This window comes from Mycetocola saprophilus, assembly GCF_000718085.1.
In the GTDB taxonomy this organism is placed as follows: Bacteria; Actinomycetota; Actinomycetes; order Actinomycetales; family Microbacteriaceae; genus Mycetocola; species Mycetocola saprophilus.
The window spans coordinates 509,071-526,076 of the sequence record NZ_JOEC01000001.1; the positions used below are offsets into that span (position 1 = coordinate 509,071).

14 protein-coding genes are annotated in these 17,006 nt (G+C 66.9%); 6 read left to right on the forward strand and 8 right to left on the reverse strand.

The window, feature by feature from the left end:
* The first annotated feature begins 1 nt into the window (after window position 1).
* Window positions 2–916: an SDR family NAD(P)-dependent oxidoreductase gene (locus tag IE92_RS0102295; RefSeq protein ID WP_030143264.1), complete on the forward strand. Its 915-nt coding sequence runs from the start codon at window positions 2–4 to the stop codon at window positions 914–916.
* Window positions 917–1,010: 94 nt separating this feature from the next.
* Window positions 1,011–2,429 carry an aldehyde dehydrogenase family protein gene (locus IE92_RS0102300; RefSeq protein ID WP_051701497.1) on the forward strand — a complete coding sequence of 473 codons (1,419 nt, stop codon included), beginning with the start codon at window positions 1,011–1,013 and terminating at the stop codon, window positions 2,427–2,429.
* A gap of 78 nt (window positions 2,430–2,507) precedes the next feature.
* Here IE92_RS0102300 and IE92_RS0102305 read toward each other — a convergent pair whose 3' ends face one another.
* On the reverse strand, window positions 2,508–3,761 hold the full coding sequence (locus IE92_RS0102305) for an MFS transporter (RefSeq protein WP_030143266.1): 1,254 nt from the start codon (window positions 3,759–3,761) through the stop codon (window positions 2,508–2,510).
* Window positions 3,762–3,901: 140 nt separating this feature from the next.
* On the opposite strand from IE92_RS0102305, the gene IE92_RS0102310 reads away from it, so the two are divergent.
* Window positions 3,902–4,732, forward strand: coding sequence for a siderophore-interacting protein (locus IE92_RS0102310; RefSeq protein ID WP_030143267.1), 831 nt, complete (start codon window positions 3,902–3,904; stop codon window positions 4,730–4,732).
* Here the strand turns inward: IE92_RS0102310 and IE92_RS0102315 are convergent.
* The 5 genes from IE92_RS0102315 to IE92_RS0102335 all read right to left on the reverse strand — a co-directional run bounded on the left by IE92_RS0102315 (window position 4,729) and on the right by IE92_RS0102335 (window position 10,337).
* Window positions 4,729–5,895 carry a prenyltransferase gene (locus tag IE92_RS0102315; protein ID WP_081863809.1) on the reverse strand — a complete coding sequence of 389 codons (1,167 nt, stop codon included), beginning with the start codon at window positions 5,893–5,895 and terminating at the stop codon, window positions 4,729–4,731. The two genes, IE92_RS0102310 and IE92_RS0102315, sit on opposite strands and share 4 nt — an antisense overlap.
* Complete coding sequence (locus IE92_RS0102320; protein WP_030143269.1) at window positions 5,892–6,230, reverse strand: lycopene cyclase domain-containing protein; 339 nt, start codon at window positions 6,228–6,230, stop codon at window positions 5,892–5,894. The genes IE92_RS0102315 and IE92_RS0102320 overlap by 4 nt, the downstream gene beginning before the upstream one ends.
* Window positions 6,227–7,849 (reverse strand): phytoene desaturase family protein, encoded by a 1,623-nt coding sequence (crtI, locus tag IE92_RS18840; protein WP_051701498.1) that lies wholly within the window; start codon window positions 7,847–7,849, stop codon window positions 6,227–6,229. Before crtI ends, IE92_RS0102320 begins: the two co-directional genes overlap by 4 nt.
* A 117-nt stretch (window positions 7,850–7,966) precedes the next feature.
* Window positions 7,967–8,947 carry a phytoene/squalene synthase family protein gene (locus tag IE92_RS18845; protein ID WP_245601198.1) on the reverse strand — a complete coding sequence of 327 codons (981 nt, stop codon included), beginning with the start codon at window positions 8,945–8,947 and terminating at the stop codon, window positions 7,967–7,969.
* A gap of 46 nt (window positions 8,948–8,993) precedes the next feature.
* Window positions 8,994–10,337 (reverse strand): polyprenyl synthetase family protein, encoded by a 1,344-nt coding sequence (locus IE92_RS0102335; protein WP_051701499.1) that lies wholly within the window; start codon window positions 10,335–10,337, stop codon window positions 8,994–8,996.
* Window positions 10,338–10,848: 511 nt separating this feature from the next.
* On the opposite strand from IE92_RS0102335, the gene IE92_RS0102340 reads away from it, so the two are divergent.
* On the forward strand, window positions 10,849–11,562 hold the full coding sequence (locus IE92_RS0102340; RefSeq protein WP_245601199.1) for a MarR family winged helix-turn-helix transcriptional regulator: 714 nt from the start codon (window positions 10,849–10,851) through the stop codon (window positions 11,560–11,562).
* A 46-nt stretch (window positions 11,563–11,608) separates the two neighbouring features.
* Here IE92_RS0102340 and IE92_RS0102345 read toward each other — a convergent pair whose 3' ends face one another.
* Both IE92_RS0102345 and IE92_RS0102350 read right to left on the reverse strand, forming a co-directional pair.
* A complete protein-coding gene (locus IE92_RS0102345; RefSeq protein WP_030143274.1) occupies window positions 11,609–11,887 on the reverse strand; it encodes a GNAT family N-acetyltransferase in 279 nt (92 codons plus the stop codon).
* Window positions 11,888–11,967: 80 nt separating this feature from the next.
* Window positions 11,968–12,900 carry a Ppx/GppA phosphatase family protein gene (locus IE92_RS0102350; RefSeq protein WP_030143275.1) on the reverse strand — a complete coding sequence of 311 codons (933 nt, stop codon included), beginning with the start codon at window positions 12,898–12,900 and terminating at the stop codon, window positions 11,968–11,970.
* A gap of 218 nt (window positions 12,901–13,118) precedes the next feature.
* Here IE92_RS0102350 and IE92_RS0102355 point away from each other — a divergent pair, with 218 nt between their 5' ends.
* Both IE92_RS0102355 and IE92_RS0102360 read left to right on the forward strand, forming a co-directional pair.
* Entirely contained in the window at window positions 13,119–14,852 is a 1,734-nt protein-coding gene (locus IE92_RS0102355; RefSeq protein WP_030143276.1) for an ABC transporter ATP-binding protein, read from the forward strand.
* Between the two features lie 3 nt (window positions 14,853–14,855).
* The gene (locus tag IE92_RS0102360) at window positions 14,856–16,913 is read left to right on the forward strand and encodes an ABC transporter ATP-binding protein (RefSeq protein WP_030143277.1); all 2,058 of its coding nucleotides are present in this window, start codon (window positions 14,856–14,858) and stop codon (window positions 16,911–16,913) included.
* Window positions 16,914–17,006: the final 93 nt, after the last annotated feature.

The window sequence follows — 17,006 nt, forward strand, 5'->3', positions numbered from 1 at the left end:
GATGGCCTATAACTATGCGGGCAAGGTGATCGTGATCACCGGCGGGGCGGGGGACATCGGCATGTCCCTGGCGCGCCGGATCGCGCCGCTGGGGGCCCGGGTGATTCTGGTGGACATCCGAGCCGAACGTGCGGTAACCCAGGCGGCCACCCTCCCCGTGCATCCGGCCGCCGGGGGTGCCCACGTGGGACTCGGCTGCGACCTGACCAAGCGGGACCTGGTGGAGGAGCTGATCGCGCACATCGAGGTTGCCTTTGGCCGCATCGACGTGCTGGTCAACAATGCCGGAATGACCTCCTCGGAGCGCTTTGCCGAGCGCAGCGTGGAGAGCATCGAGCGCGAGCTCACGGTCAACCTCACGGCGCCGCTGGTGCTCACCCGGCTGGCCATCCCGCTGCTGGAGCGTGCGGGGGATCCGCGGATCATCTCCACGGTGTCACTTGGAGGTGTCTTCCCGCTCGGGGAAACTCCGATCTATACGGCTTCGAAGTTTGGGCTGCGCGGGGCGATGCTCTCGATTGGCCTCGATCTGGCCGCGCGCGGGATTCGAGTCGGGTCGGTGCTGCCTTCGGCCACCGACACCCGGATGCTCCGCCAGGAGGCGATCGAGGGGGGCAATTCGCTTCAGTTCCAGGATCCGCCCCAGCCGCCCGAACGCGTGGCCAAGGCCATGATGAGCCTGCTGGATCGGCCGCGACTCGAGGCCTATCCGCGGATCGGCGAATCGCGGCTGCTGCGCGCGGTTATGACGATGCCCAACGTGCTGCCGCGACTGCTGCCGATGTTCCGCAAGCGCGGGGATCGAGGCATGGCGAAGTTTGTCCGTGAGCTCGCCGCCCGCGGTGACATCGTCCGGACCGAGAGCGGCTGGCGGCTCGCCGAGGGCGAGGCCCACCCCGAGCTCACCCAGCCGTAGCGCCCGCCCGTTCCCGTTCCCGTTCCCGTTACCGCACCGCACCTGCACCGGTACCTGCACCTGCAGCCGCACCACTAACCCGAAGGACCTCTCCGTGACTCAGCCCGCCACCCTGCCCCTCCTGCGCCCGCGCGACGGATCGGCCGGAGACACCCCGATCCCCGCGGTCTCGGCCGCCGAGGTTTCCGAGCATGCCCGCGACGCCGAGCGCGTCTACGCCTCCGGAGTCTGGTCGGGATTGGAACCTCGGGAGCGGGCGGCGGCGCTGCTGCGCCTGGCCGACCTCATGCAGCGCGACACAGACGTGCTGGCCCGGCTCGAGTGTGAGGACGCGGGCAAGCCGATCCGTGAGTGCGTGGAAAACGACGTTCCCGGGGCGATTGAATCGATCCGCTGGTTCGCCGAGGCCGTGGACAAGCTCACCGGGCAGATCACCCCGGCGGGCCCGGGCGTGATCGCCCTGACCGAGCGCGAGCCCTTCGGCGTGGTCGCCGCGATCCTGCCCTGGAACTATCCGCTGGCGATGGCCGCGTGGAAGATTGCCCCGGCGCTCGCCGTGGGCAACGCGCTGATCCTCAAGCCCGCCGACACCACCCCGCGCTCGGTGCTGCACGTGGAAAAGCTCGCGCTCGAGGCGGGGATCCCCGCCGGCGTGCTGCGGGTGCTGCCGGGTACCGGGGCCGAGGCCGGGGCGGCGCTCGCCCGGGATCCGCGCATCGGCGCGCTCTCCTTCACCGGGTCGACGCGCACCGGCCGAGCGATCCTCTCCGCGGCCGCCGAAACCAACCTCAAGCGGGTCTCGTTGGAAATGGGCGGCAAGAGCCCGCAGGTCATCTTCGCCGATGCGCTGGGCTATGGCGAGGACCTGATTTCCCAGGCCATCGAGTGCGCGTTTGTGACAGCCGGGCAGAACTGCACGGCCGGGTCGCGGATCCTGGTGGAGGACTCGATCGCCGAGGAGTTCACCCGTCGGTTTGTCGCCGCCGCGCGTGCGCTGCGGGTCGGCGATCCCGAGGACCCGAACACCGATATCGGTCCGGTCATCAACGGTGCCGCGGCCCGGCGGATGCTCACGGTGGTCGAGGAGGCCCGGGCGGGCGGTGCCCGCGTGCTGCTCGGCGGCGAGGAGGTCTCGGTGATCCCGGGTGGGCACTATGTAACCCCCACCATCCTGGACCGGGTGCCCGCGGATGCGCGCATCCTGAGCGAGGAGCTGTTTGGGCCGATCGTCACGATCCAGACCTTCACCACCGAGACCGAGGCCATCGCGCTGGCCAACGACACCCCGTATGGCCTGGCCGCCTCGGTCTGGTCTTCGAACATCGACCGCGCCCTGGGCGTGGCCCGCTCGATTCGCGCCGGGGTGGTCTCGATCAACTCCTACAGCGAGGGCGACCTCACCAGCCCGTTCGGTGGCTGGGGCGAGTCGGGCTTCGGCGGGGTCGAGAAGTCGCTGCGCGCATTTGAGCAGTGGACCCGGGAGAAGGCGATCTGGGTGCAGCTGCACCGCTAGCCGCGCCCCTCGGCTCAGGCTCGCCGGTCGCTCACGCTCGCCGCGTCGCCTGGGCCAAACTTCCCGGCCGAGCAGCCCCTAGCGGATGCTCTTGAGCCGGGTGATCATCCACACCCCGCCGAGCGCGAAGACCGCGGTGGCCGCGAACAGCAGGGTGTAGCCGCCGCTGGTGGTGATCAGGATGGCCGCGATCAGCGGGGCGATCGTGGTGGGCACCACCAGGCCGATGTTCATGATGCCCAGGTCCTTGGCACGGTTCTCGGCGTCGGGGAGCACCCGGGTCACCACCGCCTGGCCCACCGACATCGAGGCTCCGAAGCCGCCGCCGATAAACGCGGCGGCGATGATCGCCATCACAAAGCTCGGCGCGAAGACCAGCAGCGCCGCCGCGAGGGCCTGGGCCAGGCCGGCGATGATCAGGACCCCGCGCTGGCGTCCGGTCCGGTCCGAGTACAGCCCGGCCAGATAGGTGGAGGCGAGGGCGGCGGCCAGATAGACCAGGGTGACGATGAGCAGCGCGTCCTCGGGGCTATCCATCTGTAGGCCGTCGGTGAGGAAAAAGAGCATGTAGCAGGTGCCCAGCGAGTTGGCCAGGTTCACCAGCGTGCGGCTCCCGAACGCCCAGGCAAACTCGGGGTGCCGCCGCGGGTTGACCCAGAGGCCCGAGGCGATTGCCGAGAAGGTCAGCGGGGGCGTGCGCATGCCGCGGCGCTCGCGGTGGATCCAGACAAACGGGATCGCACACAGCACCAGGGCGATCCCCAGCAGCTGATACGCGGTGCGCAGCTGCAGGGCAAACAGGGTCACTGCGGCAATGCCGATTACCACGCCCAGGGCCTGCGGCCCGTAAATCGCACTCGAGAGGATGCCGCGCTGGCGCTCGGGGACCCGGTCCGCGATGACCGCGGTGAGACCACCCATCATCGCGCTGGCCCCCGCCGTGGCCACCGCCCACCACAGGACCACCCCGCCGGTGCTCGTCTGCTCGCCCACCAGGGCCACGGCCAGCGCTCCCACAAACGCGCCCCCGGCGATCCACAGGCGGCGCCGGCCAAAGCGCGAGATGGTTCGATCGCACAGTGCCCCAAAACCCGGCAGGGTCACCAGGGCCACGACCCCGGCCACGCCGTTGGTGATCGCCAGGTCGCGCACCTTATCGCCGGGATTCAGGGCCTGAAACTGGCTGGGCAGCAGGAGCTGGAGGGGTACCAGGCTGGCCATCCAGTAGCCAAACCAGGCCAGGGTAAAGGCCGAGATCCATCGCCCGGATACCGGGGTCTCGGGAATGAGTGCGCCGGGATCCGGGGCGGTGATGGGGGGATGGGGCATCATCGTCTCGCAATCGTCTGGGGCAATCTCACCGCGCGCGCGAGGCCGGGTCAAGACCCCGAACCGGGTGCCTACCATTTGGGGGACACTCGGCACCCGCGATAATTAAGGTTAGGCTGTACTAACTAGTGAAGGGTTCTTGGATGGCACGCACAAATATTCGCAGCACCCGGGTTCGCCCCAGCACCACCGGAGCGGTGGGTCTGGAGGTGCTCGCCCGTGAGCAGATCTCGCCGCACTTCATTCGGGTGACCCTGGGTCGAGGCGACATCGAGTCGTTTGTCCCGCTGGGCCACGATCAGTGGGTGCGCCTCTTCCTTCCGCAAAACGGGGGCAACCTGGCGGCGGTGCCGAGCGCCCTGTCGCTGGGATCCTATGCGCGCTTCCTGGCGAGCGCCCGGGGCGATCAGCGTCCAGTGCTGCGCGCCTATACGATTCGCGAGTATCGATCCGAGGGGCCCGATGGTCCCGAAATCGATATCGATTTTGTGGTGCACGGAACGGGGGAGGCTGCGGGGGTGGCCTCGGACTGGGCCCGGAACTGCGTGCCGGGCGATGAGGTAGCGATCCTGGATGAGGGCACCGGCTTCACCCTGCCCGCGGGGATCGCCCACGTCCTGCTGGTCGCCGATGAGAGCGGGCTGCCCGCCGCCGAGGGGGTCCTGGCCGCCCTTCCCGCGCACGTTCGGGGGACCGCCCTGCTGGAGATCCCCGCCGAGGAGGACCGCCGTGTGCTGGCGGCGCCGCGTGGCATCTCGGTGCGCTGGCTGGTGCGGGAGGATCCGCATGCGGTGCCCGGCGTCCTGGCGCGCACCATCGCCGCGGATGTGCCGCTGCCCGCCGAGGGATTTTTCGGCTGGGTGGTCGGGGAGTCCGCGCTGGCCACCGGGGTGCGCCGCGAGTGGGTGTCCCGCGGGGTGCCCAAGGACCGGATCATGTTCTGCGGGTATTGGAAGGTGGGCCGTTCGGGCTAGGCGGGCACGTGGGTCAGGGCGAACTGGATCAACAGCATCGTGATCACAAACCCGGTGAACTGGTTGAGCAGCAGGAAGCGTCGCCAGCCGCGGTTGGCGCTCTCGGCGGTCGCGTCGGTGATGTTCCAGGAGGGCAGGGTCACGATCAGGTACGGGATTACCAGGAGCGCCGAGAGTTTGCCCCACCCGGGGATCCACAGCGCGGCGATGCCCGCGGCCAGATAGAGCAACACCGATACCCGCGCGGCTGCCCGGGCACCCCAGGCGGTGGCCGAGGAGGAGATTCCGGCGGCGCGGTCGGCCTCCACATCCTGGACGGCACCAAACAGGTGGCTGGCGGCTCCCCAGAGGAAAAACGCCACCAGGAGGCAGAGCAGCGCCGGGGTCCACTGCGCACCGGCGAGGGCCAGGCCCACGATGGCCGGGCCCACAAAGTGCAGGCTTGAGGTGACCGAGTCGGCGACCGCCCGCTCCTTGGTGCGCAGCGGCGGGACCGAGTAGGCGAGCACGCCGGCCACACACAGGATCAGGAGTAGCCCCGAGAGGGGCGTGCCCACCGCGAGCAGATAGACAAAGCTCGGCAGCGCGAGCAGCGCGCCGGTCCACAGAACCGGTCGGTGCAATCGGCGTTCGAGCACCGCGCCCTCGATGCCACCCTTGCGGGGATTGCGTAGGTCGGACTCATAGTCGAAGACGTCGTTGACCCCGTACATCAGCAGGTTGTAGGGGATCAGAAAAAACAGCGTGCCCACGATGAATTCGCCGTCCACGGTGCCGCGGGTGATCAGCATGGCCGCCGCAAACGGATAGGCGGTGTTGATCCAGGACACCGGGCGGGAGGAACGCAGGATCGTCCGCCAGTCGGCGTTACTGAGTGTGCCCAGCGCGAGCCAGACGCCGGGCAGGATCAGCAACGCGAGTAGTGGGTAGGTGAAGTCCTCGATCGGGGCGTTGCCGATGTTGAGGCCGAGCAGGGTGTCCCGGTCGTAGTCGAAGAGGCCCAGCACGATCATGATGTTGTCAAAAACCGCGGTCGCGACGGTCAGCCCGGCCAGGGCGATGGCCGCCGCGCCGAGTGAGACGCGGGCGCCTCTGGAGCGGGTGAGAGCAAACATCCCCAGCCCGCCGGCCAGCACGACCGCACAGATCTGCCAGTACATCATGAGGCCGCGCTCCGACGGGTGCGGATGCGGGCGAGGAGACGCGTGCCCAGCACAAAGAGGATCATTGCCGAGTAGCACAGCAGGGTCAGGAACAGGATCTCCTCCACCGGGAACTCGGGGGCGAGGTTCCAGTGCAACAGGAGGGGACTCTCGCCGCGGAAAAAGATGCCCGCGTGGATCGCCCACAGGTCCCAGGCGATGAAGGCGACCAGTCCGGTGGTGAGCGTGAGCGCCGCGCGAATCGGGGAGTCCCAGAAGAATACCCGGTGACGCAGGTCGATCAGGGCGAGACCGCCGATCGAGATCAGCAGCGCGAGGGCGTAGCCGCCGGTCATGCGGTGCCGCGATCGCCGCGGGTGGGGGTGGGCTCGGGCAGCGGGGCGCTGCCGCGGTCCCCGCGCAGGCGCTTGAGGACCAGCTCGGCGCTGATCAGACACATCGGCAACCCGATGCCCGGAACAGTGGTGGCTCCGGCGTAGTACAGCCCGGAAACCTTGGAGGAGACGTTTTTGCCGCGGAAGAACGCGCTCTGCGCGGTGGTGTGGGCAAGACCCAGCGCGGTCCCGCGCCAGGCGTTGAAATTCCGTTCGAAATCGCGCGGGCCGATGCTGCGGCGCACCACGATGCGCTCGCGCAGGTCGGGGATCTTCGCCCAGGCGGCGATCTGGTCGATGGCCGCATCGGTGATTCGCTCCACCTCCTCATCGCCCTCGCCGCCCAGCTCGGGATCGGAGGGCGCGGGCACCAGCACAAACAGGTTGCTGTGTCCGGGCGGTGCCACACTCGCATCCGATGCCGACGGATGACACACATACAGGGAGGTCTGATCGGGGAGCCAGTGCTCCCCGGGGGCGGGTGCCGGGGCGTCGATTCGCCGGAAGTTCCCCTCCCAGTCCTCGGTGAACAGCAGGGTGTGGTGCGGCAGCTCGGGGATCTCGCCGCGGATGCCGAGAAACACCAGCACCGTCCCGGGCCCGGGAACCGTGCGCTTCCAGGAGCGCTCGGGCCGCGACTGCAGCGCCGGGGGGAGGAGTCGGGTCTCGGTGTGGTGCAGATCCGCCGCCGAGACCACGATGTCCGCATCGATCCGGGAGGTCACGCCGCAGCGTTCGGTGACGACCCCGGTCGCGCGAGCCTTGCGCCCGGCGGATTTGGTGGTGATTTCCCGCACCTGGGTTTCGGTGAGGATGGTGACCCCGGCCGAATCCGCCAGTCGGGCGAGCGCCTGCACCAGCTCGGTGAAGCCGCCGTGTGGATACTGGACCCCACCGTTGAGATCCAGCCCGCTCATCAGGTGATAGATCGCCGGGGCCCGATACGGCGAAGACCCGAGAAACACCGCCGGATATCCGAGGATCCGCAGGATCCGCGAGTCGGTGAAGTGATCGCGGGCAAACGCGTGCAGGGATCGGGTCAGCAGTCGGACCAGACTGCCCGCGCGCGCGATCACCGCGCGACTGGAAAACGCCGAGAGGTTTTCGAAGTTGGTGTAGAGGAAGGACCTGGTCGCAAGATCCAGGGTCTGTTCGGCCGAGGCCAGATAGCGATCAAATGCCGGTCCGGATCCCGGTTCCAGCCGCTCAAACAGTTCCCGGTTGGCCGCCCGCTGCGCGCGCACGTCCACCGCCTCGTGATCCTTCTCGAAGATCACCCGGTAGCCCGGGTCGAGGGTTTCCAGGTCGAGCTCGGCGGCGGTGCTGGACCCCATCATCGCGAAGAAGTGATCAAACACCTCGGGCATCAGGTACCACGAGGGGCCGGTGTCGAAGCGGAATCCCTCGCTGCTCCACGATCCGGCGCGTCCGCCCACCTCGGCATTTTGCTCGACCAGGGTCACCCGGTAGCCGTCGCGGGCGAGTAGGCCAGCGGTGGCCAGCCCGGCCACGCCGCCGCCGATCACCACGGCGTGCTGCGGGGTGTTGGCGGGGGTGGCGGTCGGGAGAGACTCGGACAAGAACGGATCCAATCTTCGGGTGGGGCGGGCGGCTGCGGCGATGTCGCGGCCCGGATGTCAGGAGTCGAGTATGGGGTGCCGTGCTCGGGGTGGCTGCGGCGCGACCGAGTTTCGGGGCTACCGACCGCCGCGGGAGGGCAGGAACCTCCCGAGAAGGAGGGCGCGCAGGGCGATCACCACCTTGTGCGGGGTACTCACGCGGATGCGGCGACGCAGCAGATCGCGGGCGGGAACCGCGCCCATCTTGCGGGTCAGTGTCGCAAACAGTTCGGTCGCGCAGATCACCGCCGGGCGACTCACCCTCGGGAGCAGGCGGATGCCCGCCCGGGCGCGGGCCAGGTCGGCGTCGATATCGGCGATGATGGTGTCGCGATCCCGCGCGGTCAGCAGGGCCACGTTGATCCCGGGGAAGTAGTTGCGTCCCAGGGCGTCCAGGTCGCTGCCCAAATCGCGCAGGAAGTTGATCTTCTGGAAGGCGGACCCCAGCGCACGGGCGGCATCGACGATCTCCGGACGCCGCGGATCCACCCGGGAATCCTGGCAAAACACCGCCGTGCACATCAGGCCGATGACCTCGGCCGATCCATAGATGTAGGTCTTGATGCTGGCCTGATCATGCACGTTTTGTTCCAGGTCCATCCGCATCGAGGCGAAGAAGGGACGGGTCAGTTCGGTCCCAAAGCCCGCGGCCCGTGCGGTCTGGGCGAAGGCGTGAACCACCAGGTTGCTGGAGAATCCGGTGGTCAGGGCGTGCTCGGTCTCGGCCTCCAGCGCATCCAGGGTTTCCGCGCACTCGGCGGTGCTGAGCCCGGCGCTCTCTCCGGGACCGTCCACGATTTCGTCGGCGACGCGCACCAGCGCGTAGATCGCCGCGATCCGGGTGCGCATGCGACCCGGAAGGAGGAGGCTCGCGGCCCCGAAGGAGCTGGAGTAGCGGCTGAGCAGGTGCACGCTGTTCTCGGTGGCGACCCGGTTGTACAGCGCGAGTCCGGTCTCCGGGGCGCGCGCGGGCACCGCCGGGCGGCGACCCTGCGGTGTTTCGGGCGGGGTTGCCCCGGGCCGCGGGGTGGAGTCTGGGTGATCGGAGGTGGGGGTCACGGGCTCAATCTGGGTGGGAACGGGCGCTGTTGCCAGGAGTCGCAGACTAAACATCACGTCCCCCGAGCTCGATAATGACGGATGTAAGGTAACTGCGCAACCGTGGGGGCAGCGCGGGGGAGAGGGTCGCCGCCCGCGCGCGTCGAGTGGCATCGGCCACCAGCGCGTCGTGACGCTCACGCACCCCGGCGCGAATCAGCTCCGCGCGCACGTGCTCCCACTGGGCCGCGGTGGCGGACTCGGGGTCGCGTTGCAGGGCGATGATCAGCGGCCAGGCGGCGCTGTCACGGGCGAGGGACACCAGCGCGGTGTTCTTGCCGGTGGACAGGTCCGCGGTGATGCTCTTACCGGTGCGGGCGCTCTGCCCAAAGACGCCCAGGTGGTCGTCCCGGAGCTGGAAGGCCAGGCCGAGGGCACGCGCCACCTCATCCAGGGCACCCAGCAGGTTTTCGTCCGCCCCGGCAAGCACGGCCCCGGCCCGGAGTGGCACCGAGAAGGTGTAGCTGGCGGTCTTGTGCTCGGTCATGCTGAGGATGCGCGTGATCGTCGGGGTGCCGGCGTCCAGCGCGGCGAGGCTCACGTCGGCGTGCTCGCCGCCGGCGGTGACGTGTACGGCCTCGTCGAAGAGGTCGAGCAGTCGGTGTCGAATCCGGGTATCGACCTCGAGCAGCGCGATGTGGCGCTGGGCCGCGCTGAGCAGGAGGTCTCCGCCGATGATGGCCGAGGATTCGGCATCACGACGGGCCCGGGCGGGATCCGAGGTGCGCAGCGGATGAGTTTCCAGGATCGCGCCGGTCAGGTTGAGCTGACCGCGGCGCAGCAGATCGCCGTCGATGATGTCATCGTGCACCACAAAGGCCCCGTGCAGCAGCTCCTGCGCGGCGGCGGTCGCGACCAGGGCGCGTAGCAGGGCATCCTCGACGGGGCTGGCGGTCGGATCCTGCCCGGTTTCTTCCTCCGTGGCCAGGGCCAGATAGGCCCCGAGTACCAGGCGCGGGCGGATCCGCTTGCCGCCGGTGAGCGCCCGACCCAGTCCCGCCCAGAGTGGGGGATAGGAGGCGTCCATTTTTTGACTCTTGGCCAGGCCGTCGGCGAGGAAGGCCGCGAGGGCCGCTTCCACGTGGTGACTGAGTTCACTGACGCGCGGGGGGATATCGCAGGTGCAGACCTCCTCGAGGTCCCCCTGTCCAAAGCCGGCGTCGAGCAGCGCACCCAACTCGGAGTCCGAGGGGAGCGCCTGCTCGACGCGTGTTGCGCCATCGGAGACGGCGGTCTGGGGGGAGGGGATTCCACCTTCCACGGGAGCGAGTGCCGCACGCTCGTCGTGATTCTGGATCGCGCCCCCGGGGAGGTGGCTGTGTTCGTGACGCGCGTTCGGGTTGCTCGTCACGGACCTAATCCGGGCGAGTCGATGCCGTTCGCGCGCGGGCGATGCGGCAATGGACTCCTCCTCCGTGGGCGGTACCGTGGGTGCGGCCGTCCCGGCGGGTGTTGCTCGAACGAGGGTGTGACCTAGCGGTGCATTCATCGTTGTGCCTCCCGGAATAAATAACTAGCTAGGCTAGCTAATGAGTTGACGGTATCATGTGATCAGTGCATCTCGCATCCCGTCCCCAAAACTTTTGGACATCATGAACGCCCCCTACTGGTACCTGCAGGACGAGGATTCCGGTGCGCCCGGGGTTGATCCGGCGTCGGGGGTGGACCTCGCACCGGGGGTGGACCTCGCGCCGGGGGTGGATTCGGCGCCGGGCGCGACCCGGGCCGCGCGTCCGTCATCGCAGCCGAGTGGGAATCTGCCGCGGGTGGACGTGCCGGACGCCGAGGCGTCGAGAATCAATGCGACGGGGGCTGTAGCCTCGGGGGCGGAAGTGTCGGGCGCCGAGGCGTCGAGAGCGAATGTGACGGGCGCCGAGCCGTCGGATGCTGAGCGCCAGGCGGTTGGCGCGACCCGGATTCCGCGGTCCGGCGAGGCGGCGGATGACGGTGCTGGTGCCGGTGCCGGTGCCGGTGGCAGTGGGGCATCGTCCCCGGGAACGGGTCCCGTTGCGGTTCTGCGCGCGCTACGGCGTTGGCGCGAACGTGACGAGGCGATGCGCCGGGAGACCCGCCGAGAGATGGGCATGGGTGAAACCGACATGGCGGCCCTGCGGTTCCTGATCGCGGCGGCCGGGAGGAGTGAGCCGGTCACGGGCAAGAGGCTTGCCGATCACCTGGGCATTTCTTCGGCCTCGACCACCAAGCTGACCGATCGGCTGGTGGCTTCGGGGCACCTGCGCCGCCTGCCTCATCCGGTGGATCGCCGCGCCATCCTGCTGGAGGCCAGTGCCCAGACCCACCGCGAGGTCCGCGGCACACTCAGTGGCAGACACGAACGCATGCTCGCGGCGGCCGAGTCGCTCACCTCGACCGAGCGCGCGGCGGTGGTGCGCTTCCTCGATCGGATCGGGGAGAGCATCGGCCCCGATGCCGATGCCGATACTGATGCAGATACCTATGTCGCTGCTACTGATGTCTCGGATGCTGATGCTGATGCTGATGCCGGCACGGGATCGGCTCTTATTGCCGATGCTCATGACCCGGTGGCTTCTGGGTCCCGGGCGATCAGTTCGTAGCCAGTGCGCGAAACTTCGATACGTGGCCGCGCGAGCGGCTCGCTCCCTAGCTAGCGAGTAAGCCCTGGTGTTCGGGATGGTTGGCAAACCAGCCGCGCACGTAGCCACAGGTCGGGGTGATCCTGCGTTCGGGGTCCCGGCTGATGTCTGCGATCGCAAACTCCACGAGTCGTGCGGCGAGGCCGCGACCGCGCTGAGCGGGTTCGGTGTAGCTGTAGGTGAGAAAAGTCACACCGTCGCGCTCGGTGAAGGCCAGGGTGGCGTGTACCGCCCCGTCCTCGCGGAGCTCGTAGCGGGAATGCTCGTTTGATCGGGTGATTTCCATGTCCTCAGCCTAGACCCTGTCCGCACGCTGAGCAACGGTAACGGCAACGGCAACGGGATCGGCGGTGCCGGGTCGAACACTCAGGAGGACGTGCCGTGCAGCTGGTCGAGATACCGCATGATGACGCCCTCGCGGAGTGCCCAGGGCGACACCTCCAGGGAAGAAGCTCCCATGGTTCCCATGGCCTCGCGCAGCACGATGCCGCCGGCGGCGATCTGGAACGCGCGATCCTCGGTGATACCGGGCAGCGCGTGTCTTGCGCTTGCGGGAATCATTGCCAGGCGGGGAACCCAGTCGGTGAGTCGTTTGAGGCTCAGTCGGGTGCGACCGTCCCCGTTATCGCCGCTGCTGCCGGCGAGCTTGGCCAGCGAACGGATCGTCTTGGATGAGCCCACGATGTGGTCCGGCGCTCCCTGCTCGGCGAACAGGGGGAGTGCCTCGCCGAGGATCCGGCGAGCATGCGCGGCAAGCTCCTCGGTCTGTTCCAGCGTGGGCGGATCGTCGTGGAGGTGGGAGACCGTGGTGCGTCCGGCACCCAGGGGCAGGCTCACGGCGACGTCCGGCATCTCATCGGACCCCTGCGAGATTTCCAGGGAACCTCCACCGATGTCAAACACCAGGATGTTGCCCGCCGACCAGCCATACCAGCGGCGAATCGCCAGGAACGTGAGTCGCGATTCCTCCTCGCCGCTGAGGACCTGGAGGTCCACTCCGGTATGGGCGCGAATCAACGCGAGCGTCTCGGGGCCGTTGGTGGCCTCGCGAATAGCCGAGGTGGCCATCGGCAAGAATGCGTCCAGCCCCGCAGCCTCGGCGATTTTTGCGGCCGCACTCACCGCATCGATCAGGGCGGTGACTCCCTCGTCGCTGATGCGCCCCTCGGCATCGATGTAGCGCATCAGGCGCAGCACCGACTTGTGATCGGTCATCGGGATGGGACCCGCGCCGGGGTGAGCATCCACCACGAGGAGATGGACGGTATTTGAGCCAACATCGAGTACACCGAGACGCATGTGATCACAGTAACGGATTTGCGGCCACCCACCAATGACCGTGGGACCCGAATCCCGGCACATCGGATGTCCCCGGTCCTGCGTATAGTGCGACAGTGGCTGCGAACATCAGCCAAATGATGGACGCAAAATCGAACTAAACCGCGTTAGCATGAGTGCTCAGCGGGTTGCGTCCGCTAGAAGCTCTATTGTTTACACTCCATACCAGGATGGATCCCATGCTCTTACGGCTCTTACTGCGATATTCGCGCCCGTATGTTCGGTGGATCGTGGCCGTTGTTATTTTGCAACTGATCGCGACTCTCGCCGCTCTTTACCTGCCCAGCTTGAACGCCCAGATCATCGATCAGGGAGTGGCCAAGGGCGATGTTAACTTCATCTGGGCCACCGGTGCAACCATGCTCTGGGTGTGCCTGGTCCAGGTGGCCGCCGCGATTGGCGGCGTCTACTTCGGTGCCAAAACCGCGATGGCGGTGGGCCGTGATCTGCGCCGCAGCGTCTATGGTCGTGTCTCCAACTTCCGCGCCCAGGAGCTCGGTCGCTTTGGTGCGCCCACCCTGATCACCCGCGGCACCAACGATGTGCAGCAGGTGCAGATGCTCCTGCTGATGACCCTGAACTTTATGGTGTCCACTCCGATCATGTGTGTGGGTGGTATCGTCATGGCCCTGCGTGAGGACGCGGGACTGTCGTGGCTGGTGTGGGTTTCCGTGCCGCTGCTGATCGCCGTGGTTGGTTACCTGGTCACCCTGCTGATGCCACTGTTCCGCTCGATGCAGGAAAAGATCGACGGCATCAACGGTGTTCTGCGCGAGCAGATCATCGGCATCCGCGTGGTGCGGGCGTTTGTGCGTGAGGATTTTGAAACCCAGCGCTTTGGCGATGCCAACCACGCGCTGACCCGGGTGTCGCTGAAGGTCGGTTCGATCTTCGTGCTGATGTTCCCGCTGATCGGTATGATCCTGCACCTGGCCACGGCCGCCGTGCTGTGGTTTGGTGGGCACCGGGTGGATACCGGTGACATGCAGGTGGGCTCGCTGACGGCCTTCCTGCAGTACCTGCTGCAGATTCTTGCGGCCGTCATGATGGGAACCTTCATGGTCATGATGATCCCGCGTGCGGTGGTCTGTGCCGAGCGCATCGGTGAGGTCCTGGATGTGGAACCGACCATGTCCGAGCCCGAGGAGCCGGTAGAGGTGGCCGACCCGCGCGGTGTGGTGGAGTTCCGCAACGTGGGGTTTGGATATCCGGGGGCCGAGAACCTGGTCCTGGAGGGGTTGTCGTTTACCGCGGAGCCCGGAAAGACCACGGCCATCATCGGCTCGACCGGGTCCGGTAAGTCGACGCTGCTGAGCCTGATTCCCCGCCTCTACGACGCGGGGGAGGGCGAGGTCCTGTTGGACGGGGTCCCGGTGACTCAGTACACCCGGGCGCAGCTTTCCGACCGCGTAGGCATGGTCCCGCAGCGCCCCTTCCTGTTCTCGGGCACCGTGGGAAGCAACCTGCGCTTCGGTGATCAGCATGCCGATGATGAAAAGCTGTGGCAGGCGCTGACCGTGGCACAGGGTGCCGGCTTCGTACGGGAGAAGGAGCACGGGCTGGACAGCCCGATCTCTCAGGGTGGAACCAACGTGTCCGGCGGACAGCGTCAGCGACTGTGTATCGCCAGAACGCTGGTGGCCGAGCCCAAGGTGTACCTGTTTGATGACTCGTTCTCGGCCCTGGATGTGACCACGGACTCCAAGCTTCGTGCGGCGCTCAAGGATGAAATTCGTGACGCCACGGTGATTATCGTGGCCCAGCGGGTGTCCACGATCACCGATGCCGACCAGATTCTGGTGATGGATGACGGCAAGATTGTGGGTCGCGGAACCCACGAGGAGTTGGTTGAATCCAACGAAACCTATCGGGAGATCGTGAACTCCCAGCTCAGCGCATCGGAGGTGGCGTAACTCATGGCGCGAAAGAAAAACGATTCCTTGGAATCCGAAACCCCCGAGGCCGTGCTGGAGTTTGACGAGCGCGAGCTGACCGCGGGCTCGAGCGATGACATGTTTGGTGGCGGCGCACCGCCCAAGAAGGCCAAGGCATTCTGGCCGTCCGCCAAGCGTCTGATGGGGCTGCTGGCACCCGAGCGCGTGGGCGTGTCGGTGGTCGTGGCGATGGTTGTGGTCTCCGTGGTGCTGGGCGTGATTGCGCCCAAGATTCTTGGCCAGGCCATGGACGTCATCTTTGGTGGCGCCATCGGAGCGGGTATGCCATCCGGGGCCACCAAGGAGCAGGTCATCGCCGGCCTGGTCGCCTCGGGCGATCAGTCGCGGGCGGACATGTTGGAAAAGATCAACTTCACCCCGGGCCAGGGCATCGATTTTGTCAACCTGAGTCGACTGATCTTCATCGTGTTGGCCATGTATCTCATTTCGTCCTTCTTCATGTGGGCGCAGGGATACATCCTGAACAAGCTGGTGATGAAGGTTGTCTATAACCTGCGTCGCGATATCGAAACCAAGCTCAACCGCCTGCCGCTGAACTACTTCGATACCCGCCAGCGTGGCGACCTGCTCTCGCGGGTAACCAATGACGTGGATAACATCCAAAACGCGCTGCAACAGGCCTTTGCTCAGATGATTCAAGCGGTGCTGACCATTATCGGCATCGTGGTGATGATGTTCATCGTCTCCTGGCAGCTTGCGCTGATTGCTCTGATCGCCCTGCCGCTGTCGGCGATTGTGGCCGGTGTGATCGGTTCGCGCTCGCAGAAGCTCTTCGCCGCCCAGTGGAAGAACACCGGCGTGCTCAACGGGCACATCGAGGAGTCCTTCTCCGGCCACGACCTGGTGACCCTGTTCGGGCGCCAGAAGGACATGCTTGAGGGATTCGACGAGCGCAACCAGGGCCTGTTCAAGGCGTCGTTTGGTGCCCAGTTTATCTCCGGCATCATCATGCCGGCGATGCAGTTTGTCTCGTACCTCTCGTATGTGGGAATCGCCGTGGTGGGTGGATTGCGCGTGGCTACCGGGTCGATGACCCTGGGTGATGCCACCGCCTTCATCCAGTACTCCCGTGAGTTCACCAGCCCGATCGGTCAGCTGGCCGGAATGGCAAACATGCTCCAGTCGGGTGTGGCCTCGGCCGAGCGGACCTTCGAGCTGCTTGATGCGGAGGAGCAGAGCGAGGATGACACCACCGGTGCCCTGCCCGCCCACACCGATGGGCACGTGGAATTTGAACACGTGACCTTCTCCTATAACGAGGAGACCACGCTGATCGAAGACCTGTCCTTCGAGGCGGAGCCCGGTCATACGGTGGCCATCGTGGGGCCCACAGGCGCGGGAAAGTCGACCCTGGTAAACCTGGTCATGCGCTTCTACGAGCTGCAGGGCGGAAGAATCCTGCTGGATGGCACGGACATTACCACCGTGCCGCGCCAGGAACTGCGCTCGAAGGTGGGCATGGTGTTGCAGGATGCCTGGCTCTTCGAGGGCACGATTCGGGACAACATCCGCTACGGACGCCTGGACGCCACCGATGACGAGGTAATCGCCGCGGCCCAGGCCACGTTCGTGGATCGTTTCGTGCGTCAGCTCCCCGACGGCTACGACACGATTCTGGACGATGCCGGGTCGAATGTGTCGGCCGGCGAGAAGCAGCTGATTACGATTGCCCGAGCCTTCCTGGCATCGCCCTCGCTGTTGATCCTGGACGAGGCCACCTCCTCGGTGGACACCCGAACCGAGCTGCTGGTGCAGCAGGCCATGGCCGCGCTGCGCACGGACCGGACCTCGTTTGTGATTGCCCACCGCCTCTCGACGATCCGGGACGCCAACACGATTCTGGTGATGGAGTCGGGCCGGATCGTCGAGCAGGGCTCGCATGAGTCGCTGCTGAAGAAGCAGGGCGCGTACTACAACCTGTACATGTCGCAGTTCTCGGGCGGTCATGACCTGGAGGAGTCCGCGGACCCGCTGGCATTTGATGCCACCGGAGCCATCCCGACCCAGCCGACAAGCTAGGGAGTAGGCGGGATCCGGCACGCTCAGTGCCGGGGAATCTCCCGCCCGAATTCCGGGGGCCGTCTGGTGTGCCGAGCGCACCGGTCGGCCCCC